The 26,937-nt window shown below is 40.1% G+C and carries 23 protein-coding genes and 1 other RNA gene; 10 read left to right on the forward strand and 14 right to left on the reverse strand.

Going from position 1 to position 26,937, the window contains the following annotated elements; translation table 11 throughout:
* Positions 1 to 40 precede the first annotated feature (40 nt).
* The 5 genes from ACN222_RS05745 to ACN222_RS05765 all read left to right on the forward strand — a co-directional run bounded on the left by ACN222_RS05745 (position 41) and on the right by ACN222_RS05765 (position 4,287).
* Positions 41 to 442: an STAS domain-containing protein gene (locus ACN222_RS05745; RefSeq protein WP_011321086.1), complete on the forward strand. Its 402-nt coding sequence runs from the start codon at positions 41 to 43 to the stop codon at positions 440 to 442.
* A gap of 331 nt (positions 443 to 773) precedes the next feature.
* The gene (locus tag ACN222_RS05750) at positions 774 to 1,985 is read left to right on the forward strand and encodes an RNA-guided endonuclease InsQ/TnpB family protein (protein WP_010995330.1); all 1,212 of its coding nucleotides are present in this window, start codon (positions 774 to 776) and stop codon (positions 1,983 to 1,985) included.
* A 310-nt stretch (positions 1,986 to 2,295) separates the two neighbouring features.
* Positions 2,296 to 2,781, forward strand: a complete 486-nt coding sequence (locus ACN222_RS05755; protein ID WP_010995331.1) for a Mini-ribonuclease 3 — start codon at positions 2,296 to 2,298, stop codon at positions 2,779 to 2,781.
* Between the two features lie 98 nt (positions 2,782 to 2,879).
* Complete coding sequence (gene rlmB, locus ACN222_RS05760) at positions 2,880 to 3,887, forward strand: 23S rRNA (guanosine(2251)-2'-O)-methyltransferase RlmB (protein WP_010995332.1); 1,008 nt, start codon at positions 2,880 to 2,882, stop codon at positions 3,885 to 3,887.
* A 97-nt stretch (positions 3,888 to 3,984) separates the two neighbouring features.
* Positions 3,985 to 4,287 (forward strand): DUF1816 domain-containing protein, encoded by a 303-nt coding sequence (locus ACN222_RS05765; protein WP_010995333.1) that lies wholly within the window; start codon positions 3,985 to 3,987, stop codon positions 4,285 to 4,287.
* Between the two features lie 89 nt (positions 4,288 to 4,376).
* Here ACN222_RS05765 and ACN222_RS05770 read toward each other — a convergent pair whose 3' ends face one another.
* The 6 genes from ACN222_RS05770 to ACN222_RS05795 all read right to left on the reverse strand — a co-directional run bounded on the left by ACN222_RS05770 (position 4,377) and on the right by ACN222_RS05795 (position 7,333).
* Positions 4,377 to 5,204 (reverse strand): alpha/beta fold hydrolase, encoded by an 828-nt coding sequence (locus ACN222_RS05770; RefSeq protein ID WP_010995334.1) that lies wholly within the window; start codon positions 5,202 to 5,204, stop codon positions 4,377 to 4,379.
* Positions 5,205 to 5,486: 282 nt separating this feature from the next.
* Positions 5,487 to 5,897 carry a preQ(1) synthase gene (gene queF, locus ACN222_RS05775; RefSeq protein ID WP_010995335.1) on the reverse strand — a complete coding sequence of 137 codons (411 nt, stop codon included), beginning with the start codon at positions 5,895 to 5,897 and terminating at the stop codon, positions 5,487 to 5,489.
* A gap of 77 nt (positions 5,898 to 5,974) precedes the next feature.
* Positions 5,975 to 6,370, reverse strand: a complete 396-nt coding sequence (locus tag ACN222_RS05780; protein WP_044520831.1) for a hypothetical protein — start codon at positions 6,368 to 6,370, stop codon at positions 5,975 to 5,977.
* Between the two features lie 156 nt (positions 6,371 to 6,526).
* Positions 6,527 to 6,907: a phasin family protein gene (locus tag ACN222_RS05785; protein ID WP_010995337.1), complete on the reverse strand. Its 381-nt coding sequence runs from the start codon at positions 6,905 to 6,907 to the stop codon at positions 6,527 to 6,529.
* A gap of 26 nt (positions 6,908 to 6,933) precedes the next feature.
* Positions 6,934 to 7,030, reverse strand: an RNA gene (gene ffs / locus ACN222_RS05790) — signal recognition particle sRNA small type.
* Between the two features lie 36 nt (positions 7,031 to 7,066).
* Positions 7,067 to 7,333: a YciI family protein gene (locus ACN222_RS05795; RefSeq protein ID WP_010995338.1), complete on the reverse strand. Its 267-nt coding sequence runs from the start codon at positions 7,331 to 7,333 to the stop codon at positions 7,067 to 7,069.
* A gap of 163 nt (positions 7,334 to 7,496) precedes the next feature.
* Here ACN222_RS05795 and ACN222_RS05800 point away from each other — a divergent pair, with 163 nt between their 5' ends.
* A complete protein-coding gene (locus tag ACN222_RS05800; RefSeq protein WP_010995339.1) occupies positions 7,497 to 8,036 on the forward strand; it encodes a 2'-5' RNA ligase family protein in 540 nt (179 codons plus the stop codon).
* A gap of 100 nt (positions 8,037 to 8,136) precedes the next feature.
* On the forward strand, positions 8,137 to 8,865 hold the full coding sequence (locus ACN222_RS05805) for a glycoside hydrolase family protein (RefSeq protein ID WP_010995340.1): 729 nt from the start codon (positions 8,137 to 8,139) through the stop codon (positions 8,863 to 8,865).
* 35 nt (positions 8,866 to 8,900) lie between these two features.
* On the opposite strand, the gene ACN222_RS05810 is transcribed toward ACN222_RS05805, so the two are convergent.
* Positions 8,901 to 10,235: a hypothetical protein gene (locus tag ACN222_RS05810; protein ID WP_044520833.1), complete on the reverse strand. Its 1,335-nt coding sequence runs from the start codon at positions 10,233 to 10,235 to the stop codon at positions 8,901 to 8,903.
* Positions 10,236 to 10,249: 14 nt separating this feature from the next.
* Positions 10,250 to 11,347: a cysteine synthase family protein gene (locus ACN222_RS05815; RefSeq protein WP_010995342.1), complete on the reverse strand. Its 1,098-nt coding sequence runs from the start codon at positions 11,345 to 11,347 to the stop codon at positions 10,250 to 10,252.
* A gap of 492 nt (positions 11,348 to 11,839) precedes the next feature.
* Between ACN222_RS05815 and rppA the strand changes: the two genes are divergently transcribed.
* Positions 11,840 to 12,544 (forward strand): two-component system response regulator RppA, encoded by a 705-nt coding sequence (rppA, locus tag ACN222_RS05820; protein ID WP_010995343.1) that lies wholly within the window; start codon positions 11,840 to 11,842, stop codon positions 12,542 to 12,544.
* Complete coding sequence (rppB, locus tag ACN222_RS05825) at positions 12,531 to 13,877, forward strand: two-component system sensor histidine kinase RppB (protein WP_010995344.1); 1,347 nt, start codon at positions 12,531 to 12,533, stop codon at positions 13,875 to 13,877. The genes rppA and rppB overlap by 14 nt, the downstream gene beginning before the upstream one ends.
* Before the next feature lie 242 nt (positions 13,878 to 14,119).
* Here the strand turns inward: rppB and ACN222_RS05830 are convergent, their stop codons facing one another.
* On the reverse strand, positions 14,120 to 14,836 hold the full coding sequence (locus ACN222_RS05830; RefSeq protein ID WP_010995345.1) for a pirin family protein: 717 nt from the start codon (positions 14,834 to 14,836) through the stop codon (positions 14,120 to 14,122).
* A 232-nt stretch (positions 14,837 to 15,068) separates the two neighbouring features.
* Positions 15,069 to 15,635 carry a DNA starvation/stationary phase protection protein Dps gene (gene dps, locus ACN222_RS05835; protein ID WP_010995346.1) on the reverse strand — a complete coding sequence of 189 codons (567 nt, stop codon included), beginning with the start codon at positions 15,633 to 15,635 and terminating at the stop codon, positions 15,069 to 15,071.
* Between the two features lie 411 nt (positions 15,636 to 16,046).
* Here dps and ACN222_RS05840 point away from each other — a divergent pair, with 411 nt between their 5' ends.
* Positions 16,047 to 16,760, forward strand: coding sequence for a rubrerythrin family protein (locus ACN222_RS05840; protein WP_010995347.1), 714 nt, complete (start codon positions 16,047 to 16,049; stop codon positions 16,758 to 16,760).
* 109 nt (positions 16,761 to 16,869) lie between these two features.
* Here ACN222_RS05840 and ACN222_RS05845 read toward each other — a convergent pair whose 3' ends face one another.
* The 4 genes from ACN222_RS05845 to ACN222_RS05860 form a co-directional block, all read right to left on the reverse strand.
* Entirely contained in the window at positions 16,870 to 19,512 is a 2,643-nt protein-coding gene (locus ACN222_RS05845) for an EAL domain-containing protein (RefSeq protein ID WP_010995348.1), read from the reverse strand.
* Between the two features lie 617 nt (positions 19,513 to 20,129).
* Positions 20,130 to 22,736 carry a CHAT domain-containing protein gene (locus tag ACN222_RS05850; RefSeq protein WP_010995349.1) on the reverse strand — a complete coding sequence of 869 codons (2,607 nt, stop codon included), beginning with the start codon at positions 22,734 to 22,736 and terminating at the stop codon, positions 20,130 to 20,132.
* 68 nt (positions 22,737 to 22,804) lie between these two features.
* Complete coding sequence (locus ACN222_RS05855) at positions 22,805 to 24,127, reverse strand: sensor histidine kinase (RefSeq protein WP_010995350.1); 1,323 nt, start codon at positions 24,125 to 24,127, stop codon at positions 22,805 to 22,807.
* Positions 24,124 to 26,892 carry a CHASE2 domain-containing protein gene (locus ACN222_RS05860; protein ID WP_010995351.1) on the reverse strand — a complete coding sequence of 923 codons (2,769 nt, stop codon included), beginning with the start codon at positions 26,890 to 26,892 and terminating at the stop codon, positions 24,124 to 24,126. Before ACN222_RS05860 ends, ACN222_RS05855 begins: the two co-directional genes overlap by 4 nt.
* Positions 26,893 to 26,937: the final 45 nt, after the last annotated feature.

Raw genomic sequence — 26,937 nt, forward strand, 5'->3', positions numbered from 1 at the left:
CCAGTAGGTTGTAGACAACACGCCCAAAAAACATCTATACTTGAGCGTTCACTTTAACGACGAGGAGGGAATTATTGCTGAACCACTAAATCTAACCGTAAGCCTGAGAGGTACTCGTGAAGTCCGCGATAACTATCAGCTATTCCGCCTCACAGGTCTGTTAGATGCCTTTTCTGAGCCGACGTTTCGCAAGGTACTTGGCGGCAAAATTGATGAAGGCCCAAAGCATATTATTCTGGATCTTTCGCAAATTGACTTTGTTGACAGTTCCGGCTTGGGCGCTCTGGTGCAGCTAGCCAAGCAAGCTCAAACGGCCGAAGGAACCTTGCAAATTGTCACCAATGCACGCGTTACTCAAACTGTCAAGCTCGTTCGCTTAGAGAAGTTTCTCTCACTGCAATCCACAGTTGACGCAGCTGTAGAAAACATCAAGGGTGCTTGACCTCATAGAGAGATTAAGCTATCCGATATTTTTCGGCATAGCTTAATTTATAGAAAGGTTGGCGAAAAACCTCTCTCTGTCTGGGAGAGGTAAAAAAGCCAACGATAAGAATAGGGAATGGGGACTAGTAGTTCACTAACCCAAAGTTGCTAGGCTAAGGCAAGCAGGGAGAGCAGAGGGAGAAAGAGATGTTTCACTGCTATTAACCTCGCAAACTTGACTGACCGGACTACTAGCTAAAAAATTTACCAAAAAAATGGGTCTAAAGCCTCGCCCTTTTAGGGCGACTTTGATTATGTTATAATGTTTGCGTAGAAGTTTCCCACGTAAAATGATTGTTTTAGAATTCAAAGCCAAAGGGAAAACAACTCAATACAATGCCATTGATGAGGCGATAAGAACAGCTCAATTTGTTCGCAATAAGAGTATCCGTTTTTGGATGGATAACCGAGGTGTAGGGCAAAAAGAACTGTATCGAATAGCCAAGTCTTTGAGGTCTGAATTCTCATTTGTGAAAGCTTTGAACTCTAGTGCTTGTCAAGCATCTATCGAACGGGCTTATAGCTCTATTGCTCGTTTCTACGACAGCTGCAAAAAGTCTGTTCCGGGCAAAAAAGGATATCCAAAGTTCAAGAAAAATTCTCGCTCAGTGGAATACAAAACGTCTGGGTGGTCACTTTCTCAGACTAGGAAACAAATAACATTCACCGACAAAAAGGGTATTGGCAAGCTAAAACTTAAAGGAACGTGGGATTTAAGCTTCTACCAATTAGAACAGATAAAACGAGTTAGGTTAGTCCGCCGTGCTGACGGGTACTATGTTCAATTTTTGATTAGTGCAGACAACAAAGTAGAAACACAACCCACTGGTAAAACCATTGGTTTAGATGTTGGACTAAAAGAGTTCTACACAGATAGCAATGGATATAGTGAACCTAACCCAAGATTTTATCGCACGGGAGAGAAACGCCTCAAGTTTAGACAAAAGCGCGTTTCTCGCAAAAAGAAAGGCTCTACCAGCCGTAAGAGAGCTATTAATAGGTTAGGGCGAGTACACCTCAAAATAAGTAGGCAACGTGAAGAACACGCCAAGAGAGTGGCGCGTTGCGTAATCCAGTCTAACGATTTGGTAGCCTATGAAGATTTGAGGATCAAGAATTTAGTTAAAAATCATTGTCTCGCTAAATCTATTAATGATGCTGGTTGGTATCAATTCAGAAAATGGTTGGAGTTTTTCGGAGTGAAGTTTGGCAGAATAACTGTTGCGGTTAACCCTGCCTATACATCGCAAGAATGCTCTAACTGTGGCGCAATGGTCAAAAAATCTCTATCAACCAGAACTCATGCTTGTGAATGTGGTTTCGTCATGGATAGGGATTGGAATGCGGCTATCAATATTCTGAAATTAGCCTTGAGTACCGTAGGTCATACGGGAACTTGGGTCATAGACCCGAACGCTTCAGGAGATTCGACCTCTACTCATGCTGGAGAAATCCTGTCTGAGCAAGTTGGGTCAAAGATTGAAGAATCTTCGCCCTTATAGGGCGGAGAGTGTCAAAACTCATCTCTCATCTCACGATTGCCAGAGTTTAGGTTGACCAAGTTATTTATCTATAGCAAACTAACCAATAAAAAGATATATTAGGAAATGATTTTTTATAGCATTGAATTCAGCTAGGTGTAGCAAAATGGCGTAATAGAAAATCAGCCTTTTGGTAGATGCCTTATAAATGTAGTAAAGTATAAAGGCAATTATAGATACCCTCTGAAATTAAAAAAAACTGCCAAAACCAGGCATCTAAAATTTTTTATCTTTGCTTTTTAATATTACCCCGTGAAGGAATGATGAATTTGTGAAGTCCCAGGAGGAAGAGTTACTAGATAAACAAGGTGAAGACCTTAAGCCAGATTCATCTTGGGATCAAGCACTCTTGGCAACTACCGCGCCATTAATTCAGAATATCTCCCAGACACAATTGCAGCAGATTTCTCCTGCGGCTTTAGCTTATGTAGGGGATGCAATTTATGAACTGTATGTTAGAATGTTTTACCTGCTACCACTACAGCGATCAGATGCTTACCATCGTTTAGTAGTAGCACAAGTAAGAGCAGAAACACAGGCGCTACATTTGCGATCGCTGACTCCTTACCTGAGGGCAAGTGAATTAGAAATTGTCCGCCGAGGCCGTAATGCTGCCGCAGGTCGTCCCAAACGAGTTAATCCCGAAATATATCAACAAGCCACTAGTCTTGAAGCTTTAATAGGCTACCTTTATCTCACCGATTTCCCACGTTTAACCGAACTGTTACAGAAAATCCATCTAGAGAAAGAAGAATAATTTAACTACTCAATCTCAATGATCGGAAGTTTTTTAAGTTTAGGTTCAGTACATACAGGAATCGGACTGTCTACCCATGCGCCATACGCCAAAATATTATGACTAACAAACCTAAAAAAATTAAGACTGTCGGTGAGGCCAATCGCGGACAACCCGTAAAAATCAAGGGTAAACGCGTCATTGCCAATCCTATTCGCAGCCAAAGAAATGGGGAGAGCAATTCTGGCTCTAGCAGCAGTTCACGTCCTCCACGTCCGCGTCGTCAATATTCTGATTCAGCTCCTATTCGTCAATATTCTGATTCAGCCCCTATTCCCAAACCACAAGAGGATAACGACAACGATATTATCTATGGTCGTCATCCAGTCCTTAGTGCTTTGCAAAATCAACGTGGACTCAACCGCATCTGGGTAACTCCTCGACTACGTTACGATCCCCGGTTTCATAATTTGATTCTGCAAGCCAAGGACAATGGTGCAGTCATAGACGAAGTAGACACCAAACGCTTAGATCAAATCACCGACCAAGCTAATCACCAAGGCATAGCTGCACAGATTGCGCCCTACTCGTATATTGATTTATATGAATTAATCGCCCAGGCTAAAACTGTCACAGATCCCGTCATTGTGGTAGCTGATAGCATCACAGATCCCCATAATTTAGGGGCAATTATTCGTACAGCCGAAGCAATTGGCGCTCAAGGCTTGGTTATTCCCCAAAGAAGAGCATCCGGGATCACTTCTACAGTCGTGAAAGTAGCAGCAGGCGCTTTAGAAAACTTTCCTGTAGCCAGAGTTGTCAACCTTGGACGCGCTTTAGAAGATTTAAAAGAGGCAGGCTTCTGGATTTATGGAACTGCGGCTGGAGGTAGTGAACCTCTGCACACGGTCAGCTTCCGGGGACCCATTGTTTTGGTCATCGGCTCGGAAGGCGAAGGCTTGAGTATGTTAACTCAGCGCTCATGTGATGTTTTGGTATCAATTCCCCTGATGGGTAAGACCCCTAGTCTGAATGCCTCAGTTGCCGCAGGAATGGCGCTTTATGAGATTTTCCGCCAACGCTCATTAAACACTTTATACCTAGATAAATTACAAAAGCCTCTATGAAAATAATCAGTAAAAGAGTATAAAGAAATGTAACAACAAAAAATAGCAATCTCTATTGCTGAACATTCAGTACCACTTTGATCAATTGGCGACAACCATGAAAACAATTTGGCAAAACCTGAAAGAAATTACAATTAATACTTTCAATACTTTTGGCTTGGCTTGGTGGGTGGAGATTACTACTCAAAACCCATGCTGCACATACTACTTCGGGCCTTTTCTGAATTCTGCTGAGGCGAAGTTAGCCATCAAAGGCTACGTCGAGGATTTAGAGACGGAAGGAGCGCAAGGAATAGGTGTGAACGTGAAGCGCTGCAAACCCAATAACTTGACGATTGCTGAAGACCTGGGGGAACGTCTTGACCGCAAAGTAAAGCCTGCCTTTAGCGGTCAGATGTAAGTTAGGCAATTAGTTAATAGTCATTAGTCATTAGTCATTAGTGATTGCATTTAACTCTTGACTTGGGACTCTTGACTGTGGACTTTGTATTATTGATTGCTCATTACCTGTGAGTTGTTTGCTAACCACAGGTCAATATCGTTTATTACCTGCTGGGGGATTTCCCAAGGGAAAAGATGGGCGGTATGAGGGTAGCATTGCCACTGACTATGTTTGAGATGTTGGGCTGTTTCTAAACTGGAATCGGCTGTAATGTGTCTATCTTGAGCGCCGGCCAGTAGCAGACTAGGGCAATGAATTTGCTCAAGGTCTGCAAGTCGGTTGTATCCTAAACGTAGGGCGCTGTTAAGGGCGTGAGTGGCAGATGTAGAAGTTTGCAAATAAGCTGGTAAGGCTTCTCTGGCTATGTAATTATAGGCAGTGGGTGTGTGTTGTTGTATGAGATAACGAAACAGCGATCGCTTGCCAAAATTCTCAATATTCCAGCGCCAGCTTGGTTTGATATAGTTTATTAACCCAGCAACACCTGTATAAAGATTATCCTGCCAAGAAATTGGTGGATGATTACCACGGGGTCTAGCTGCTGTTGCCACCAAAATCAGCCCAGTGACACGCTGTGGTAGGCGCAAAGCCAACTCCATTGCTAAAATCCCACCCAAAGACCATCCCAATACTAGGCATTTCTCGATTTGAAAACGATCTAATAAAGCTTCTAAGTCGGTTAAATGATCCTGCATGGTAAAGTTGCCACGAAAGCGACTTTTGCCGTATCCACGCAAATCAGGGGCAATAGTTTTGTAACGTTTTGATAAGTGATTGGTAAAAACCGAAAGACTCCGACCACTACCAGGATGTCCATGTAATCCTAATATGGGGAAACCTTGACCTTGGATGTGAATGTTAAGTTTCTCAGCCACAGTAATTAATTTGTGATTCTTAATACTCAATTATTAGGCTTACACTTACGTAATTTGTAATTTACGTCTGACGTGAATTAGGAAAACCTTCTATATCCAAAAAATAGCCTATACTTGCGGCTAATGAGACTCGGTAGAGGCGAGTTAATCAAATATCATAAACAATTTGATCCCGGTGAACCCACCCCTACAAATGTCTACTGAATTAACAGATTTTAATTCACATGAGACGCAATTTTAAATTTTAAAAGCTTCCTCTGCTATCCTGTTCCCTTGCCTTCCTTATTTCGTGTGCCTAACTTCCACCACAGTATGAACGTTCCCACGGGGAGTAAAATCAGCTTTAACATTTGCCTCTAGAGGGTCACAAGCTGCGACAAAATCATCAAGAATTTGGTTGGCTGATTCTTCGTGGGAAATGTAGCGATCGCGGTAACTGTTAATATAAAGTTTGAGAGCCTTTAATTCCACCACTCGCTCATCAGGCACATAGGTAATATAAATGGTGGCGAAGTCAGGATAACCGGAAAATGGACACTTACAAGTAAATTCCGGCAAAGTAATATTAATATCATAGCGCCGACCCACACGCGGATTGGGAAAGGTAATTAGTTGTCCTTCTGCGATTTCCCGTTCGCCATACTTAACTTCCTGGCTAGGCTGAGATACAGTTTCCGGTGAAGAATTACTCATAAATTATTAGTCCAAAGAAATGTAAAGACCCATCACTAATAACTTAACATTCAACACCCAGCACCCAGCCCTCAAAACTATTCTCGTTCCCAATCAGGACAACTCCCATCATCCCACCCATGAGGGTGCATACCACAGACTAGCAAGTTACCGCCATATACATGGCCGTGGTAATTGCTACAACCTATGCAGGCAGCATTTTGTTCTGTTGTCGCTTCGACTGAATAGGGAAAGCCAGGATCAACATCTGCCACAACATCCTCTAGTTCCCAGTAAATATCCAGAATCGGCTCCGTTAAATCCTGTAAATACTGGTCAACTTCGGTAACAATGTTGTGTTGGACTTGTTCAGTGAATTCTTCTGTTAGCTCAAAAAAGGCATCTACCATTTCACCCATTCCTAAGAAGAAGCGTTCTACTTCATCGGCCACGGTTTCCACCATTTCCATCAAATCTTTTTGCCATTGATCCATAAACTTAACGCCCTGGCTTGCAAAAAATAGGACGCATAGTGCTACTTGGCTGGAAACACTAAAGTACACCCTAGATCACATATATTATAGATTCTCTGGTGCGTGGTAATATACCCAGTTAACACTGCGCTAATAAGACTTTTAACTCAGAAATATCTATTCTTTTTGCAGTCTTTTTAACTCTTCTTGCAGGTCTAGCACTTGTTGGCGCAGTTCATCTACTTTTTCTGTTGATGCCTCTCTCACCGTTGGCTCTTCATCTTCCTCTAAAATTTCGATGCGACGAGGTTCAGAAGACGGCGGTTTTTCAGGAGCTTCATCTGTCGCTGGAGGCTGTTGGGCTTGCTTCATCATGTCTTCCACAAAGCGACGAGCTTCGTCTGTGGTCATTTCACCCTTGGCAACCATTTCATCTGCCAGTTTTTGGACTTGCGATCGCAGTTCAGTTAATTTACCTCCGGCTTTCTCGCCAGCGTAAGAAGCCAACCCGACACCGAGGTAAAATGCTTTTTGAACAATATCTCCAAAACCAGGCATTGCTGCTGATAGCTCCTAATAAATAGGGCGACCCGGAGACTACGCCTACCACAAGCATCCTGTGTTGCTGCTACCTTCCGGTCCTGACAAGGTTTAGGCGTTGCAGTCGCATAGATCCAGGTCTATTAACAATATAACATCAAATTCCGTAACTGTGCGTTATTCCACGACAATTTTCCATTCGTAAAGTTTAAAGTTGACACAACCGCTTTTTACTAAGGGATCATCGGCAACAATTGCCTCGGCTTCTGCCATTGAAGCAGCCTCAAACAGCAACATCCCGCCACCGAATTGCGCCCAATAACCTGTTCGGGCTTTGTAACCCTTGGTAATCAAATCTCTCACGTAGGCTTGGTGAGCAGGTACGTATTGGTCAAAGGTGGATTTATCAACTTTACCTTCTTCTAACTTTACAAACCAAGGCATTTTGCTTGCAACCTCTGGAAATCCTATGTTCTAATATTTTCAACGGTAACGTTATCGGTCTCCAACTTCATGGAAATAAAGTGAGGAGCGATCGCGAGTTTATGTAATGTCAATTTGCAAATTACTGTATCCTGTTTTCCATTTTAAATTTTGAATTTACCTAATGAGCCGTTTTTTCGTTGCCTTGCTACCGCCGCAAGAGATACAAGACTACGCCAACCAAATCAAACAGTATTTTGCAGATCATTACGCTAGTCGCCACGCGCAAAAGTCGCCACCACACATTACACTACAACCACCTTTCAAGTGGGTAGATGATAATTTATCAATACTAGAAACCTCCTTGAGAGAGTTTGCCAGCCAGCAACAGTCAATACCAATAACTCTCAGTGGCTTTGATGCCTTTCCACCTCGTGTCATCTATATCAATGTCGAGAGAAGTCCAGAACTGTTAAACTTGCAAGCTGAGTTAATAACCCATACAGAAACTAGCTTGAAAATTGTAGATGCAGTTGGCAAACAGCGACCTTTTGCACCACACATGACAGTAGCCTTTCGAGACTTAACAAAACAAAACTTTCAGGCTGCTTGGCCAGAATTTGCCAATCGTCAAATAAATTTTGAATTCACTGCGGATAAGTTAACTTTGCTGTTTCACGATGGTAGGCGTTGGCTGATTAAATCAGAGTTTAATTTCCTCTAGCCAGAACCACATATAATTTTTTATTACAGATGCTTTGCGTGTAAAGACAGAAAGGTTTGATTAGTAATTGTATATATTAATTAAATAAAATGCACGTAATATGAGTATCACCGAGACGCTCAGAAAAGGGTCAAAAGGCTCAGATGTGAGCGAACTGCAAGAAATATTAATTAAACTAAAATTCGACCCAGGTCGGATAGATGGTGATTTCGGTAACAAAACAGAAGCGGCTGTCAAACAATTCCAGCAAAGGCAAAGTATTACTCCTGATGGCGTAGTAGAGATAAATACTCGTAATGCCTTAAATAAAGCAATTCAGAGGCAAATAGAAATAGCAAAACTTTATGGTGGGGCTTCCGGTAAATTACCACTACCAGGGGTGAATTTGATCAAGGAATTTGAAGGTTGTAAGCTGATAGCTTATCCAGATCCCCTCTCTAAAGGTAAACCTTACACCATTGGTTGGGGTTCTACCGTCAAAAAAGATGGTAGCGAATGGTCGTTGGGTGAAAAAATGACCCAAGTGGAGGCGGATGAACTGTTAATTCTTCAGTTAGAGCGTAAATATTTACCATCTCTAGAGAAAATACCCGGATGGGAAAATTTAAATCCTTACCAACAAGGAGCATTATTAAGTTTTGCCTATAACTTGGGTGCGAATTTCTACGGTTCTAAGGGCTTTGAGACAATTACTAGAGTTTTGAACAATCAAGAGTGGGACAAAATTGAACCCACACTAACTATGTATAGAAATCCGGGTAGTTCAGTTGAGGCGGGTTTGAGGCGCAGGCGAGTAGCTGAGGCTAAACTATTTCTTCAGCCATTGTAAAAGGGAAAGGGCTAAAAATATGTCATGATGGCTCGTCACAATTGAGCCGATGATTTACTTTGGAGTGCCAAGAAAAGGACAATTATTTCACTCATCACACCCGCCAGCATTCCATAGGCTGCTGAAGTAGCTCCGCTATGTTTGGTAAAAATCAAACTTCCACATATTACTAAAGTAAAGGTCGCAGCAACTACTGTTGCCAAGTTGATAAACCAATTCTTACCCTTGTGAATAAGTAGCCCCTGAAACGTGTTTTGCAGAGCCAAGAGTAGGGGGAAACATGAGAGTATTTGTATAACTGGACGAGATGCTTCTACAAGGGAAGGATTATTTCCCAAAAACTGACGCAGTAAAAATAATCCTTGGTCTGTAAACCCCAGGAAAAAAGGTATTAAAGTAAAACTCAGTCCGACAATAATTACAAAAGCAGCAAGTGTTCGCCTGGAAGTTTCTTCATAAGCAGAAATTACCACTTGTTGAATCATACGTGTACCGTTAGCGATTGAAAGCAGTAACCCCCAAGTCGCAGGCCAGACAGCAAGTGCTAAACTACCATCGAATGAACGTGCAATGAGACTTAAGAGAATGGCTCTTGCACCCCAAACAATCAGCATTGTTGAGGCTAAAGGAAGATAGTAAAAGCTGACTCCTGACAAAGTTTGAGGCAGTTTCTTAGTCTCAGAATATCCTTGTTGCTCAAGAATAGAAATAGCACCAAGACGCAAACAAAACCATGTGACCAATACTGCCTCAATAAGTATTGCTCCCATCATGGTGATACCTGCGAGCATTGCCCCATCTAATCGCAAATTTACTCCTACTACCAGTGACACAACTACCCAAGTCAATCGCGCTACACTTGCCCAACCTACAGCTATGCTCTTTTGAGCGCGGATTAACAACCCTTGAAAGAATCGCCGCCAAGCAATCACGAAAGGCCACAGGAACATGAGCAGAAAAGCCGTTCTTCCTCGTTGAGCAATTAATGAGCTAACACCAAATACATCAAGCAGTAGCCAGTTATACAAGGGTTCCCAAGTGAGTAACAGGAAGATACCACTAAGAACTAGTCCCGCAATGATCGTAAACTGCCAAAGGGCGCGTCGAGATTTGGCTTGGCCTCCCAGTGCGGTTGAGGCATGAAGAATCATGATAATGGGGCTTTCTAGAAATACAGCAACTCCTTTGACTACCCCGACTCCGGCTAATGTTTCTTGTGGAAAGGCTAGGCGACTCAGTGCAGATGTCTGAAGCGGATCTCCAAGAGTCATGGCCACATCAGATAGGGAAAGTGGAATAAACTGGGTGAGTAGTGCTAGGAGCGATCGCCCTGAAGTTGTTTCTTGTTTCTGCTGGGGTGAGGTGTTCATGATATTTTTCAGCACTACTCAAAATACACAGGGCTTAGTGAAGCGATCGCATCATCAAGATGAGAGTCTTGTTTGAGGGTAAATCCATGACGCTCCAGCCACTCGGAATCATACACTGTCTCCAGATATCTATCTCCTCTATCTGGATTAATCATCAAAATCCGCGCGCCCCTACCTAGTTCACGCGCCAGATGCAGTCCACCAGCTACAATCGCCCCTGTTGATGCACCCAGAAGCAAACCCTCACGACGTGCTAGGGCGTGACAGACTGAATAAGCTAAATCTTCTGGTACTATGTAAGCGCGATCGAGTAGGGAAAGATCGAGATTTGGGGGAAAGAAAGATAAGCCAATACCCGTCATTTTGTACGGTTTTGCTGACGTTCCCATAATTACTGAACCCACCACATCAACGCCAATAATCCGAATTTTCGGGAATCGCGGCCGGAGATAACGAGCTATTCCCATGATCTGTCCCGCCGTACTGACACCGACTACCACAGCATCAAGTTCATCAGCAAAGTGGGCTTCAATTTCCCTCGCAGTGTAATACGAATGTGCCTCAGTGTTCAAAGGATTCAAGTGCTGACATGGATACCAAGCATCAGGAATAGTTGCTGCAAGCTCTTTCGCCCGTTTCATTCGTGCCTTTTGCATAGATCCCGATTCGTCTGCTTCATGTAGCGGTACATCGACAAGTTCAGCACCATACGCTTTCAACATTCGCCTAAAGGGTGGAGGAGTTTTCGCATCGACGACAATTATCACCCGATACCCTCGGACTGCTCCTACCATCGCCAATCCTACACCGAAATTTCCTGAACTGGACTCAATAATCGTACCACCAGGTACAAGCAGCCCTTCCTCCTCTGCACACGTAACGAGGTAGACTGCATTTTTCTCCTTAATTGATCCACCAGGATTACAACTTTCCAATTTCAAGAAGCATTCTGCGATCGCACAGACAGGAGAAATATTTCTGAGTTTGACAATCGGGACATTACCCAACGCCTGGGTAACATCAGTAGCCGTAGTATTTTTCCATTTACTATGGTTGCCGCTTTGAGGTTTGAAAATGCTTTCAAAGTATGAATATTTCGCCAAATAATTCATATTAATTACCCAAAAAATAAAAAATTAGCGCAAAATCTCATAGCTACATGAACTTGCTCATTGGGTTTGATTTTTTTGAAACATCACCACTACATTTTTTCTTGAAAATAAGCATAGTAACAACTATTACTCATATAGTTAATTACCTCTTAAATCCGGTTTAATCTACTCAAAATAGATAGCAATCATGTTTGGATTGATAAATACCTAAGCAAGTATTTAAGTTATGATCATTGCGAAATCAACATATTTTTATGTTGAAGTATAAATATGAAATCAAGATGAAATTTTTATTTAATCTTTCTTGGAAAATTCCAGAAATCAGTAGCGATAATTTATATCCGTCAATTAATTAACTTTGATTGACATAAAATATCTCAGAATTTCATCCTAATTTCATAAATTTCTGCAAACCTATTAATAAGGGTGTCCCTATGGCGAACTATACTAAAGCCAAAAATTTACAACGAAATTTCAAATACTCAGTTTGATATGAGGGTGCTACTAGTCGAAGATGAGCCAGATTTGGGGGCAGCGATTAAGCGTACTTTAAATCAGCAAAAGTACCTAGTTGACTGGGTTATGGATGGGAATGACGCATGGACTTACTTAGAAAATAGTTCGGCGCAATATACAGTAGTGATTCTTGATTGGATGCTTCCAGGAATTAGTGGTTTAGAATTGTGTAAAAGACTGCGTTATCAAGGTAATCCTCTTCCTATCCTGATGCTAACTGCCAAAGATAGAATGGAAGATAAAGTTGCCGGACTAGATGCAGGTGCCGATGACTACTTAGTAAAGCCTTTCGGTATGGTGGAACTGCTGGCACGATTGCGAGCTTTGCAACGTCGTTCTCCACACTTACAACCCCAACAATTAACTGTTGGTAACTTCACCCTAGATTACGGCAACAGTACAGTTGTTAGACAAAATACAACAGGTGAACAGCAAAGTATTCCATTAACTAATAAAGAATTCCAACTATTGGAATATTTCATGAACCATCCTCACCAAATTGTGACAACTGAGCAAATTCGTAATCAAATTTGGGAAGTTAATGCGGAATCTAGCAGTAATGTAGTAGCGGCCCAAATACGCTTGTTACGTCGTAAACTCACAAGTAACGACTGTCCTAATCCAATTGAAACTCTGCACGGTATGGGGTATCGTCTTAAGTTCTCAGATGAATCAAAATAAACTGTTTCGGCTTACCCGTGTTCGTTTAGCTCTGTATTACGCTATTGTTATGGGTTTGATTTTAAGCCTATCTGCTTTTAGCTTTTATAGGTCTGTGTTTCATGCTCATGTGGTAGCTTTAGACAGTGAAATTGAGACTGTAGCGGGAACACTGCACGACAGTATTGAACTAAAATTACAGTCACCTGGACGTTTAGAACCTTTAGCAAATCAGTTATTTCCAAATACAGGTAACTGTAGACAGGGAACTACTAATTGTATTCAAGGACAGCTGCATCCTCAACGTCATCTTCTGGGTATTGTCACTAAGACTAGCTACTATATCCGTTTTTTTGATACTTCAGGGAAATTAATTGCTAACGCTGGTTATTATCCAGAGGGATTACCTGATGTTTTTAATCAAAAAACTTGGCAATTCCTCAAAGACAGCAAAGGTAAAGAGTATCATCAAATTAGCCTATCGCTGCATACTCAAGATTATCAAGACTGGGGATATATGCAGGTAGGGCGAAGTCTAGAAGAGTTTAATCATTATTTGGATAGTGTAAAACTAATTTTGATATTAGGACTGCCAATAGCAATGGCTATCATTGCTGGTGCTAGTTGGTGGTTATCTGGATTAGCTATGCAGCCAATTTATCAATCATATCGACAAATCCAACAGTTTACAGCCGATGCCGCACATGAATTACGAACTCCTTTAGCTGCAACAGGCGCAACGGTAGAATCAGCACTTTTAATGCCAAAAATAGATGAACCAGAAACACGAGATATATTGCAAACTATACAGCGTCAAAATCAAAGACTAACAACTCTGGTCGTTGACTTATTGATGTTAGCGCGTTTAGATAGACAAGCTCAAAAGTTACAGCGTGAAGTTTGTTGTTTAAATGATATCGTTAGCGATTTAATTGAAGAGTTTGCAGCGATGGCAAATGCCGCAGGGGTAAAGCTGATATATTCAATTCGAGTTAAGCAGAATCTGAATATTATGGGGAATTCTGATCAGCTTTATCGATTGCTTTCCAACTTAATTGTCAATGCAATTCAATACACACCTAAAGGAGGGGAAGTAACAGTTATCTTGGAACGCAATGATAATTATGCTGTCATTAAAGTTCAAGATACAGGCATTGGTATCCCACAACATGAACTGACTCGAATTTTTGATCGCTTTTATCGAGTAAGTAGCGATCGCTCTCGTAACACTGGTGGTTCTGGTTTAGGATTAGCCATTGTTCAGGCTATTACTGAAGCACATCAAGGCAGTATAGATGTGCAGAGTGAATTAGGTAAAGGTAGTACCTTTACTATTAATTTACGAAGAAAATAATTGAAGCGCCTAACATACTGCCATATAACTCTGACTTTTCACGAGATATGGAAAACCCCTCTCCATAGCTTGCTTCTCTTACGATGGCGTAAGCCTACCCGTAGGGTACCTCTCCCTTACAAGGAGCTATGGTGTACACACATCTTTGCGCTGGATGCAAAATGTGGTTTGATCCCCCTAAATCCCCTACTTAAAATTGACTTTATAAATAGTCTATTAGGGGAGTCGCTTAACATCAGTTATCAATCTAAATCGAACAGCAATAATTCTGTACCGATGCTAGTGCTGATTTTCAGTTGCTCTTCTCCGTTGATTTGTACGCCATCACCTGCTCTGAGTTCTGTACCATTTAAGGTTACGACACCTTGAGCAATTTGCAACCAAGCATAGCGATCGCCTTTTACGTGATAATTGACTACATCACCTGGTTCTAAAATAGAGGCGTAGATATCAACATTTTGGTGAATAGTGACAGCACCATCACGTCCATCTTTAGCAGCTACAAGACGCAGTTGACCGCGTTTTTCTTCTGGGGTAAAAGCTTTCTGTTCGTATCTGGGTGCTAATCCTTTTTCGTCAGGTAAAATCCAGATTTGCAGTAAATGTAATGGTTCGGTACGTGAGTGATTAAATTCACTATGTTGAATCCCCTTACCAGCACTCATAATCTGCACATCACCAGGACGAATAACTGAACCAGTACCCAAACTGTCTTTATGTTCTACTGCACCAGAGAGTACATAAGTGAGAATTTCCATATCACGATGTCCATGAGTGGGAAATCCTGCACCAGGTGCAATGCGGTCATCGTTAATTACTCGTAAGGAACGGAATCCCATCCGGTTGGGATCATAAAAACTGCTGAAGGAAAATGTATGATAACTATCAAGCCAACCTGTTTGACTACGACCGCGTGCATTTCTATCATGAATTAGATGGTTGATTGTATTTTTAGACATAGGTTTACCTCATTGATTGGTGATTTTCAATTGGTTGTATAAGAGATTATTTTTTTGTTTTTAATTTGGCAAAAAGAAATCTTTACAATACATTTTTGTTTTTTATAATTGACTTATTGAACTATTTAAATAGTAAGGTATGGCAATATAAAATGAAAAGTACGCACTAAAAAGTGGCGTACTTACCAAAAAGATACTATGAAATTGCAATTATAGAGATTCCCAAAAAAGTTTATCTAACAGCAGCTGGCTGTTGAATTTTCTTAGCGATTGCACCATTTTCTTCTTTAACAGTTGCTGCTTGTAGATGCGCGTCTAGGAACCACAGTCGCTTGTCAATGGTGCGGGAGATTTCGGTATAAAGGTCTGCGGTGTCAGCATCACCTAAATCATCAGTTTTAGCGATCGCTTCGCGGATATGCTTGGCGTAGGGTGCATATCGGTCTGCTAAAGCTGCTACGTACTCCTGACTATCCAAAATATCAAAGGGAAATTCTGGCAAAATTGAATTTTTTGCGGCGGCGCGTGCTGTTCCCACGGCATATCCACCCAAAGCAGTTACCCTTTCAGCAACAAGGTCAACAAACTCTTCTAATTCGCCAGCAAGTTCGTCGAACAATTCATGTAACTGATAGAAATCAGTACCTTTAACATTCCAATGGGCTTGTTTTGCCTGAGTTTTTAAGTCCAGAGTGGCCGCTAAAGTTTGATTGAGGATAGCAACAATTTGCACCCGTTTTTCTGCTGGAATATCAATGCGGGTGGGATAGAGACGTGATGACAGAGTATTATCACTCATGATTCTACCTAATGGCTTGTGCGAATTAACTCTCTAGATAGTAGGATTAAGTGCCTCTTGTGCGTAACTCTCTAGCGATAGATAACATTGATCTTAGACATGGATGCCAGCGATAGATGCAGAAAAATGGTGAATACGCTATCCTAAAACTGTTTTTCGCTACAAATTGGTATTCAGATTATTTTCTCTGCTCAACGTGATAACAGAGGGTTAACCGGACTTGATATTAGATATCTTTTGTCTTCTCTATGCAGCTGCTTGATAATTGTCCTGTCGCAGCTAACAAAAGGGGTAAATAAATATGGGCAGCAAATGTGGGTAAGGTTGTTTTGTATGCACAAATAACAGCTTACTTACGTGATTTAGAGCCTATATTCGCTATGTAAATATACTTTACTACATCCAAAAACTATGGATTTATCAAACTTTACTACACTGCAAAACTTAGAAGCTGCCTTTGGTGGTGAATCGATGGCAAATCGTAAGTATTTATTTTTTGCCGAAGTAGCCCGTAAGTTGGGATTTACAGATTTAGCTAAACTATTTCGTGAAACAGCAGAGCAAGAAACAGAACACGCTTTTGCCCATTTTGAGTTGCTACATCCCGAATTGGTTGTAGAAAATCCCTCTGCCTTAACTGACGAACAAAAGCGAGAAATTGTCTCTCGGTGTTTATCTTTGGCTATTGAAGGCGAAACCTACGAGTACACTACAATGTATCCAGATTTTGCCGCATCTGCCCAAAGCGATCGCGATCATCCGGCGGCGGAAGAATTTCTCAAACAAGCGCAAGAATCTAGCGAACACGCCAGCACTTTCCGTGAAGCTGCACATCGCTTTGGTTTATTGAAGTTTATCGAAAATTACCACGCGGATCGCTACACTGAAGCATTAGAAGTATTAAATGGTGGACAACCTGTTACCAGAGTGGCCGGCGAAGATCCCAGCACTCGCAAATGGATTTGCAGACAATGCAGCATGATTTATGATCCTGTTGCTGGTGATCCCGATTCTGGTATTGCGCCAGGTACACCATTTGAAGATATCCCTAATGATTGGCAATGTCCGATTTGTGGTGCTACCAAAAAGACTTTTAAACTACTTGAGGAAAAAATTGCTGCTTAGAGATATAGCAGAAAATATCACGTTCTTTTGAACACTCAGTAATAAAGTAATCTTGGTAATTGGTCATCTTCAAAACCAATTACCAATGAGCTATTACCTGTACTCGATATTACAGAGTAGCGTGTTTTTTTTCACCTTGAAGGATTTCTGTTGCTTTTTCAGCAGAAAGAGGCTTATGGAACAAGAAACCTTGGACATCCTGACAGTTAATTGATTTTAAAAAATCAAGTTCTTCCTGTTTTTCTACCCCTTCAGCAGTTAGCCTCAAACCTAAACTTCTGCCCAAAGTCACGATCGCCTTAACTATATGTGCTACTTTGCTATCTGTGGTCAGTGCTTTGATGAAAGACCCATCAATTTTTAGATTGTGGAGTGGTAAAAGCTGTAACCGGGATAAGGAAGAATGACCAGTACCAAAGTCATCAATGGCAATATCAACACCCATCTGCTGTAAATTTTCTAACACACTCCTAGTAAAATCAATATCCTCAATAGCTGTTGATTCCGTAATTTCTAATTCTAAAAACTCTGGTGCTAGCCCTGTTTCGGCTAAAATTGCCGAGACAAGTTCTAGCAAAGTGGGTTGACGGAACTGTTTGGGAGAAAGGTTAACAGCCATTTGCACAGGAGGTAATCCAGCTTCTTGCCAAGCTCGGTTTTGCATACAGGCTGTGCGTAATACCCATTCACCAATAGGAATAATTAACCCAGTTTCCTCAGCAATGGGAATAAAAATACTCGGTGCTACTATCCCCATCTCTGGATGTTGCCAACGTAACAATGCTTCCATACCAGTAATTTGTCCGGTGAGGATATTAACGCGGGGTTGATAGTAAACTTTTAATTCTTGCTTTTCTAAGGCATAACGCAGACTTTTTTCTAAAGTTAGCAGTTCTGGGGTTTTACCACTTAAGCTAGTGGTGTAAAACTGATAGTTATTTCTCCCCTCATCTTTGGCATGATACAAGGCTGCATCCGCGTGTTTAATTAGAGCTTCTGCGTCTGGACTATGGTGGTCTAGTAAGGCTATGCCAAGACTAGCACTCACGTAAAGTTCATGCCCATCCAGATGGAAAACTTCTTCTAAAGCTTTGAGAATCCTGCAAGCTGCCTGGGTGACTTCTTCTATATAACTTATGTGGGGCAGAAGAATTGTAAATTCATCACCTCCCCAACGAGAAACCGTGTCTCCACTTCTAAGACAGTCACGCAATCTTTGAGCGACACTTTGTAATAAGCGATCGCCTAAGGTATGACCCAGAGTATCATTGATGACTTTGAAGCGATCCAGGTCGAGAAACATGACCGCTAAACTCTCTTGACTGCGCGATGCGTTAGCTAAAGCTTTAGCCAGTAATTCATTAAAGAGTAAGCGATTGGGTAATCCTGTCAGCAAATCATGTAGGGCTTGGTAGCGAATTTTTTCTTCCACTTGTTGACGTTGCCAAGCACCACTAATACTAGCTGCCATTGTCAAAAGTGTAGACTCTTCATGCCTTGACCAGTAACGCTCTTGAGTGCAATCGGCTAAACCAAGGTAGCCCCAAAACTGATCTTCTAGTCCCAGAGGTACTAACAATAGAGACTGAATCCCCTGCCTTTCCAGAAGTTCGCGTTCAGCCACTGGCAATTTTCGCCTCAGTTCATTGATGGATTTACCACTAGATAAAACACTGTACCAACGTGATAATTCTGTAGACTGATAAAGCTGATTTTGCCAATCTTGAATAGAAGGCTGGAGGTCGGAGCCATACCATTCAAATTGTAAGCTTACTGCCCTTTTTCCCGTAATGGGATGAGGATGGTTTTTAAATAAATAAGCTCGATCTGCCTGGGCGGCTTCACCCACCACAGCTAAAGCTTTTTCAATAGCAGTATCATAATTCATTTCCACAACTAACCAATTAGCTGCTTCTGCTACTGCCTGTAACAGGCGATCGCGCTGATGTAGTTCGGCTTCAGCCTGTTTTTGTTCAGTAACATCACGTATAATATACGTTCTAATTAGATCACTTTCTGGTAAATTATGGACTGATTGCTCATAAACTGCATGACCAACTGTCACTTCTCGGACAAAAGGATTGATTTTGGGATTTTCAGCAATATTCAGAATATCTTTCAAAATCGGATGCTGCTTACCCAATTCTCGCAAATCTGGAAATTTCACAGATGCAGCTGGGTTGATATATGTGACTCTTCCCTCTAAATCTGTCTCAATAATTGGATTGGGAATCAGTTCTGGGAACGATGCTAAACGAGCTAAGGCCGTCTCACTAGCACCTTCAAACTCAGGATCAACAACTAAAGTTTGAAAAGGATTAACAGGTTGGGATAGCTCAGATAAAAATGTTGATAAGTCTTCAACGTCGGCAGATGCAAAAAAAGCTTTTTCGGAAATGTTGGAAATAGCATAATATTTAGCTTGAGCTTGATGGCTACCAAAGTTGATCACATCCCCGTGCCTGAGATTGTGGGAAAAGCATCTAGTCCCATTTACAAGTAAGCCATTAGTGCTTCCCTGTCCTTTGAAGTTACCATCAATGATCCGAAAACTACATTGGTCAGTCTCAGGAAGCGTTACCCGCAGTAAAATGGCGTGTTGTCTGGATACTGACCGAGAATGGAGAACAATCGCATTACTGGTATGCCGTCCAATAGAATAAGTGGCCTCCTGCAATGGTATGGTGCGCTGTCCTTGCAAGTCTTGGACAACTAGTATGTGGCGTATTTTCTCCCACTCGTTGCCTGGCATTATTCTTTCTCAAATCCTCAAATATTTTGAATATACAGTTGAAATATATCAATTAGACTTCACTATTTATAACAGCCATTCTTGCCAATGCACATCAATTAATTATTCAGCTTTCTCAATGCCAAAATTTTCTCAGATCACAAATGGATGGCACAAGTTGAAAACTTGTGAGAGTGGTTGCTTGTTTTTATATTTCATTCACCGAATACAATGATTATCACTGGTTATCATGGAATAATATTATACATGATTTCTTTATGGAACTTTTTGCCAAATGTTGATTATAAATAATCACAATAAACCTTTGAGGGTCAATATATCTTGCGTTTAATTACGCAATTTGTGTAAAAATTGCGTAATTTATATACCAATTTTTAGAGCGATCGCTGCACATAGAGTTCCTCTGTTGTGCTACCCCTGTTAAGGTGTACTAGAAAAAGAACTAATAAAAGGCTAAAACTCTTGCGGTACAAGTAAATATACCAATAGTAATCAAAAAACAGGAAAAAATAACCAACAATTCGTGGAAAGTTAAACATGGGATTATAGGTTGATCAGATAACGATAATTGATGGGTGCTGTGTCATGCTGAGTTCAATTTTCGATTCAAACACCCTCTAAAGCCAATTACCTACCAATACAAATGCTGACCAATAAAAAGGATGTTGGAAATCAGCGTTTTGCAAAAAAGTTAGTTGAGTTTGTCGTAATGCTTCTGCTTTGCTAATACCCGGCTGTCTGAGGTGTTTATAAAATTCCACCATAAATTTAGCAGTAGACTCATCTTTTACTGACCAGAGAGTAGCTAGAGTGCTGCGCGCACCAGAACGTACTGCTACCCCAGCCAAGCCTAATATAGCTCGATTGTCTCCTTTTGCTGTTTGACAGGCACTGAGAACCATTAATTCTACTGGTGTAGATTGTGATTCGTTTCTGGCTTGCAGAAATTCACTCAATTTTTTCACATTAATCTTTTCATTCCAACTAAGAATAAAAGTGTCATCAGACTGGCTACTAAACTGACCATGAGTAGCTAGATGTAACACCGAAAACGGTGTTGATTCTATGGCTTGTTTGAGGTTGGTGTCGGTAAAATTTTCATTTAAAAGTAGTTTTGAAGAAACTTCCTCAGAAATTTCTGTTACTTCCGATTTAACTGCTGGTAAAGCTTTAAAGCCTTGGCGTGATTCACTCAGCGCAGCTGTCATCAATTTGAGATTTTCCCGTTTGAGCGATCGCGCTGGCATCAACTGCATCCCTGGAGATATTGCTAAACTGTATTTCTCTAGCAAATACTGTTTGCCATCATGTAAAACTGCCATTGGGATATTGCGTAAAGAACCATCTAACACAAAAGCTAGTGTCTTGATTCCACTTTTGCTTAACTCAGATTCAAGAGGACGTATTAGCCAATCATAAAGTTTTCGAGAAACATTTAGCCTTTCCTCATTTGAGAAAATTGGGTTGAGAGATTGGCGTGTCTGTTTAATTATGTCTTCTATTTCTCTTGAAGATAGGACTGTTTTATAACTAGATAGGGGTTTGCCAGGAATAGATAGAATTACTTCTAAGCGATCGCCTAAAATAATCGGATAGATCACTGCTGCTTGTTTGTCGATTTGATCAATTTGCTCTGGTTTAGCGTTTAAACAAGCTTCCCGAAAGAAATTATCTAACTCTGCTAATTGCAACGCTTCGATTGTCTCTCGTGCTAACTTTAAGTTTCTTTGACTAGGTTGGGGCGATTCTAGTAATATATCCACTAACTCCCGATAAATTGGCTCCACACTCTCTTGAAAAGAAAACTGAACATTACGATTAATGGCTACTAAGTCACTACGCAGAGACTTGAGGGTTTTAACAGCACTATCATAAGCTGCGATCGCACCCTGATTGTCACCTTGTTTTTTTAGAATACGCCCAACTTGCCAAGCCGCTTGATAACTAATATCACCAGCGTTAATCTCTTGAGTAATTTGTAGTGCTTTTTGGCTCAGTTTTAAAGCGTCAGCTAACTGCCGCTTCTCAAAATACAATTTTCCTAACTCATTTAAAGCATAACCTTGAGAGCGCAAATCACCCAGCATTTGAGCCTGCCGTAATGCACGGGCTAAAATTTGTGCTGATTCTTGATATGATACGGACTCATTGCCATCTAGCTTTGACAATTTAGTAAAATTGTTGACAAAATTAATTGCTGCATAAACAGACAACCGACTTGGCGGTAGTTTCTCTAATTGCCACTTAATCTCTGATAACAAGGCCTCAGATGGTTTGTTTTTTCTAGTTTCTAAATAGAGACTAAGTTGATTCAACTGTGCATCTACTCGCAATTGAGAATTAGTTGTCTGAGCTACAACTTGTTGATAATAATCAAAAGCTACCTCTATTTGTTGTAAATCTCTAGCCGTATTTCCCAGATTAAACAGAATATTGCTAATGTCTGTAGCGGAATTTAAGCCTTTACTAATCTTTAAGCTCTGCTGTAAAATTTCTTGAGATTGTTGTATGTCTCCTACTAATTGAAAAGCAATTCCTAAGCTTTGTAATGCTTTTGCTTTAATAATAGAATCTGGCTGATTTTGTAACTTTTGATGCACATCAACCAATAACTGCTGCCCTCTGCGATATAATCCTAAAGCTCGCATTGCTTGGGATTGGTTAATTTGACTACCTAGCTTTCCCACTTCATCACCAGCCACTGCATATGCACTTTCCGCATCTTGCCAAGCTGTTAAAGCTGCTTGTGCTTGTCCTGTTGAGAGTTTGAGATTACCTAGAGTATTCAGAGCTACTGCTAAGATGGCAGAGTTTCCTTGTTTCCGGACGTTGAGAGGTTTTAATATATTTAAGCTATTAATAATAGTAACTTCTGCGTTTTGCCAATCGCCTAAGTTTTGATGAGCCAAGGACAGGTAACTTAAACTCCAAGCTTCATTAATACTATCACCTTGGTTTTTAAAACCAATATATGCAGCTTCCCAAAATTTCACAGCTTCAGTAAAGCGTCCAGACTCAAATAACTTCCTACCCTGATGCAGCTGATATTTGGGATTTGAAGAGTCAATAATGGAGTATTGCCGTAAACTTGAATCTGCTTGCAAATTTAATTGTGATATCTGGCCTAGCTCCTGATTGGTCTGTGCCAATACTGCAAGATTTGTTGTTATTAAAAAGAAGGTTAGCCCTCCCAAAGAGACAGCATATTTAGTGAAATTCAGCATATACTAATTTTTTATATAAATTTGACATCTACTAGTAACCTCGCCTGATTAGAAAAATTTTTAGTAAGTCACCTAACTGGAATTTCCATTAAAAATTCTGTGCCTTCACCTAATACAGAAAAACATTTTAATCTGCCATTGTGTTTCTCTTCAATAATTTGGCGGCTAATAGATAAACCAAAATTAGTACCTTTACCACTTGGTTTGGTGGTGAAAAACTGTTCAAATATCTGTTTTTGAGTTTCTACTGACATACCCAAACCATTATCTTTAAATGTAACTATTAGTAATTCTTCTTCTTGCTTCCATACAGTTTTGATGATAATTTTACGATTTTTATTGTCTTGAATATCTGCTACTTTGTGACATAACTCATCAATAGCATCAATAGCATTAGCAATCATATTCATGAAAACTTGGTTTATCTGCTCAGGATAACACTCGATTAGTGGTAAATTGCCATATTCTTTAATTACTTCTATGTCTGGACGTAGTTTATTACCTCTTAAGCGATGGGATAAAATTATTAAAGTACTATTGATACCTTCATGGATATCAAAAAATGCTTTTTTAGATATATCTGAACCATAAAAATTGCGTAAACTATCACTAATATTATTAATTCTTTCTAATTCTGTATCGATTGAAGTCATAACTTTTGGTATATCTATTAATATTTCATCTAGTTCTATTAGATTAGCATTTTTAGTAATATTTATAACTGGATGTGGGCAATGTTGATGATAAAGCTGTAAATGCTGAGTTAAAGCATTTATATAATTACGAAGGAAGCCTAAATTACCCATCAAGGAGTTTAGGGGATTATTAATTTCGTGAGCGACTCCAGCAACTAATGCTCCCAGAGTGGATAGTTTTTCACTTTGGACTAACTGTAATTGAGATTGCTGGAGTTTATCCAAAGTTAGAGAGAGTGTTTGTGTCCGTTCTTCTACTAACTTATCAAGTTCTTGGTTTTTTATTTCTAGTTCTTTGGTTAAGAAGCTCAATTTTAAATGCACTTGGATTCTTACTAAAACTTCATCCAAATTAAAAGGTTTAGTGATATAGTCTACCCCACCTGTGACAAGAGCTAACACCTTATCAAATTGATCTGTAAGAGCCGTCAGAAAAATGACTGGGATATCTTTAGTAGACGTTTTACTCTTGAGTTCTGCACAGGTTTGAAATCCATCCATTTCTGGCATCATCACATCTAACAAAATTATATCTGGTTGAGCATATTCAGCTTCTTCAATAGCACTTTCACCATCAGTTGCTATTAAAATTTCCCATCCTAAAGAAGAAATAGCATCTGATAAAACTTTTAAATTTGTTGGATTATCATCCACAATTAATACTGTTGCTTTTTCAAAGCTATTAAAAATCTTCATGATACACCAGCTTTTAAATATTTTATTAATGCGCGGATTTGTTTAATTTGAAAGCTATCGCTTAATTGTCTAACTTGTGTCACAAAGCCGATAAAATCACCATTTAAATCTAATTCTTCTATTTCATCCAATATTATGTGTATTCCTTTGATATTGCCTCTCATAGACAAATCCAATAGCTTATCAAGTTCTGATATTGGTGGTGCAACTATCAATTGATGATTATTATGTTGGGATGGTTGATTTTCAGAAATTTTTGTTTGCTTGCTATCTTCTGCATAAATCCAATCGAGTTGTAAATAATCTTGTAAATACTTGAGTAATTTATCAAGTTCTAAAGGTTTTGGTAAAAACTCAGTTCCTCCTATTTGCAAACTTTTGTTTTTATCACTTTCAAACACACTAGCAGAAGAAACAAAAATGGGAACTTTGGATATTTGAGGTAAACTTCTTATGGTTTGGATCATTTCAAAGCCATCTATAACTGGCATGGCTAAGTCAGTAATAATCAAATCAGGCTCATTTGTTGCTGCTATATTTAATCCTTCTTGTCCATTAGCAGCTTCAAGGCATTCAAAACCAATTGGTCGCAGGAAATTACAAATTATGGCACGATTTTCCCATTTGTCATCTACAATTAGAACTTTTGGCTGTTTGTCTTGAATACCGATAATTTTTTTCTTCTGTAGTACACTAGATGTTTGTAACCAGTGACTGATAATATTTAAATTTAAATCTAGCCAGAATTTACTACCAGTTCCCAAAATGCTATCTACTTGGATTTGGCTGCCCATTAATTCAGCAATTCTACAGCTAATAGCTAACCCTAATCCCGTACCTTCTGCTTGTTTATTTTTATCTCCTACTTGCTCAAAAGGTAAAAAAATCTTTGTCAATTGTTCAGGAGTCATTCCCACTCCTGTATCTTCCACTTGAAATCTAATTTTGTTGAAATCGGCTCCAGCTTCTAAGACTTGTATTGTGAAATTGACTCCACCTGTCTCAGTAAACTTAATCGCATTACCAAGTAAATTAATTATTATTTGTCGTAGCCGTTTTTCATCTGCATTAATTGCTTGAGGGAGATCGGGATCTGGTAGGTAATGAAAAGAGATACCTTTTTGTAAAGCACGGATACGACACATTTCTACTACTCCCGTAAGGAAGTAAGAAAAATCAAAATCCGTATTGTGTAATTCCAGTTTTCCCGCCTCGATTTTGGACAAGTCTAAAATATCGTTGATGAGAATGAGGAGGTGAGAACCACACTGATGAATAATATTAATGCCCTCTAATGCTGCGGGTGCTATGTTTTCAGAGCGTTCTAGGATTTGTGCGTATCCTAAAATCCCATTGAGAGGTGTCCGCAACTCATGACTCATGCTTGCTAAAAATTCACTTTTAGCTTGGTTGGCGACATCAGCAGCAATTTTGGCGGTTTCTAACTCTTGGGTACGATCGCGCACTTTTTCTTCTAAGGTGCGAGAATAATCTTGGAGTTGCTGGTTAGCTTTTTCTAATTGTGATTGTTTATACAGATTAGTAGTGACAATTGTAGACAGAAAAGTTGTTAACAGTGGTGACATTACAGGAATCCACCAACCAATCATAAATGCAGCATAGCTACTGCCGAAGATTATACTTATACTCAATAAAATCACCAGAATCGGCCATCCTGGTAAAGACTGTTTGCGCTGAGAGTTGACTTGTAACCCATGCCAGGTCACACCACTACTGACAAAAGACCAACAAAATACCAATAGCCACTCTGCTGGCTCAGGCCAAACTCGCAACAATGGCCTACCATCAAGAGCAGCACTTAAAATTTGGCTGACTAAATTGGCATGAACTACTACCCCAGCCATGCGTCTTTCTTCATCCTGCACATTGCGGCTGTAACCAACGTTCACAAAATCATTAATACTCTTAGCTGTAGTTCCAATCAAAACAATGCGATCGCGTATTAATTCTGATGATATAGAATCACTAAGGATATCCCGCATTTTCACCGTGTCAAAATTATCTTGAAAACCACGGTAATTTAACAGAATTTGGTATCCTCCAACATCTGTACCTCGATAACTAAATTCTTCACCAGTCAAAGGTGTAAATATTGCTTTCCCTAGCCGCAAAGAAGTGCCAGTTGGATCTAGTTCCTCTAAAGCAATACCTTTACTTTGAAGATACATCAGACTTAAGTGAGGTGCTAATCCTAAAAAAATTTTCTCCTTACTATCACCAGCAGATAATAACCCACGCCTAACTTTACCATCTGTGTCCACGACTAAATCAGCTAGTGCAATTTGACCTAGTTCAGATAAGGTAGGTGATGGAGCAACTTGATCCCCTACTAATTTTTTGATTCCAATTAAATTAGGCGTAGATTTAATCACTCCCAGAAATTCTTGATGACCTGGTTCTACTGGCAAATCTCGATAGATATCCAAGCCTATAGCTGCTGGTCTTTGTGCCTTTAGTTTGATGATCAGCTTGGCTAAAATAAGGTCAGGAATAGGCCATTTGCCAATTTGAGTGATGTCTTGTTCATCAATAGTAACGATTAAAATCCGTTTGTCTATTGATTCATTAGGACGTAGAGCATAATATTGCTCCATCGTGTTCCATTCCAGTAGTTGAAATAACCCCGCCATTCCTCCAGTCATGACGCATATTGCCACGACTGGAGCTGTCATGAATATACTGCGCCAATCTTGGAAACATACCTTGTGTATATAGCCAATAATTGTTTTTACAGATGACCTCATTAGGTGTTTGTATTCAAGATGAAAAGTTGTGTAATATGAGAAGCA

The organism is Anabaena sp. FACHB-595 (assembly GCF_048568275.1).
Taxonomy (GTDB): domain Bacteria; phylum Cyanobacteriota; class Cyanobacteriia; order Cyanobacteriales; family Nostocaceae; genus Trichormus.

Bases quoted from the DNA above. Each gene is read 5' to 3' on its own strand.
- ACN222_RS05750 (WP_010995330.1), top strand. From the start codon at position 774: ATGATTGTTTTAGAATTCAAAGCCAAAGGGAAAACAACTCAATACAAT.
- rlmB (WP_010995332.1), top strand. From the start codon at position 2,880: ATGACTAACAAACCTAAAAAAATTAAGACTGTCGGTGAGGCCAATCGC.
- ACN222_RS05765 (WP_010995333.1), top strand. From the start codon at position 3,985: ATGAAAACAATTTGGCAAAACCTGAAAGAAATTACAATTAATACTTTC.
- queF (WP_010995335.1), bottom strand. From the start codon at position 5,897: ATGAGTAATTCTTCACCGGAAACTGTATCTCAGCCTAGCCAGGAAGTT.
- ACN222_RS05780 (WP_044520831.1), bottom strand. From the start codon at position 6,370: ATGGATCAATGGCAAAAAGATTTGATGGAAATGGTGGAAACCGTGGCC.
- ACN222_RS05785 (WP_010995337.1), bottom strand. From the start codon at position 6,907: ATGCCTGGTTTTGGAGATATTGTTCAAAAAGCATTTTACCTCGGTGTC.
- ACN222_RS05795 (WP_010995338.1), bottom strand. From the start codon at position 7,333: ATGCCTTGGTTTGTAAAGTTAGAAGAAGGTAAAGTTGATAAATCCACC.
- ACN222_RS05800 (WP_010995339.1), top strand. From the start codon at position 7,497: ATGAGCCGTTTTTTCGTTGCCTTGCTACCGCCGCAAGAGATACAAGAC.
- ACN222_RS05805 (WP_010995340.1), top strand. From the start codon at position 8,137: ATGAGTATCACCGAGACGCTCAGAAAAGGGTCAAAAGGCTCAGATGTG.
- ACN222_RS05810 (WP_044520833.1), bottom strand. From the start codon at position 10,235: ATGAACACCTCACCCCAGCAGAAACAAGAAACAACTTCAGGGCGATCG.
- ACN222_RS05815 (WP_010995342.1), bottom strand. From the start codon at position 11,347: ATGAATTATTTGGCGAAATATTCATACTTTGAAAGCATTTTCAAACCT.
- rppA (WP_010995343.1), top strand. From the start codon at position 11,840: ATGAGGGTGCTACTAGTCGAAGATGAGCCAGATTTGGGGGCAGCGATT.
- rppB (WP_010995344.1), top strand. From the start codon at position 12,531: ATGAATCAAAATAAACTGTTTCGGCTTACCCGTGTTCGTTTAGCTCTG.
- ACN222_RS05830 (WP_010995345.1), bottom strand. From the start codon at position 14,836: ATGTCTAAAAATACAATCAACCATCTAATTCATGATAGAAATGCACGC.
- dps (WP_010995346.1), bottom strand. From the start codon at position 15,635: ATGAGTGATAATACTCTGTCATCACGTCTCTATCCCACCCGCATTGAT.
- ACN222_RS05840 (WP_010995347.1), top strand. From the start codon at position 16,047: ATGGATTTATCAAACTTTACTACACTGCAAAACTTAGAAGCTGCCTTT.
- ACN222_RS05845 (WP_010995348.1), bottom strand. From the start codon at position 19,512: ATGCCAGGCAACGAGTGGGAGAAAATACGCCACATACTAGTTGTCCAA.
- ACN222_RS05850 (WP_010995349.1), bottom strand. From the start codon at position 22,736: ATGCTGAATTTCACTAAATATGCTGTCTCTTTGGGAGGGCTAACCTTC.
- ACN222_RS05855 (WP_010995350.1), bottom strand. From the start codon at position 24,127: ATGAAGATTTTTAATAGCTTTGAAAAAGCAACAGTATTAATTGTGGAT.
- ACN222_RS05860 (WP_010995351.1), bottom strand. From the start codon at position 26,892: ATGAGGTCATCTGTAAAAACAATTATTGGCTATATACACAAGGTATGT.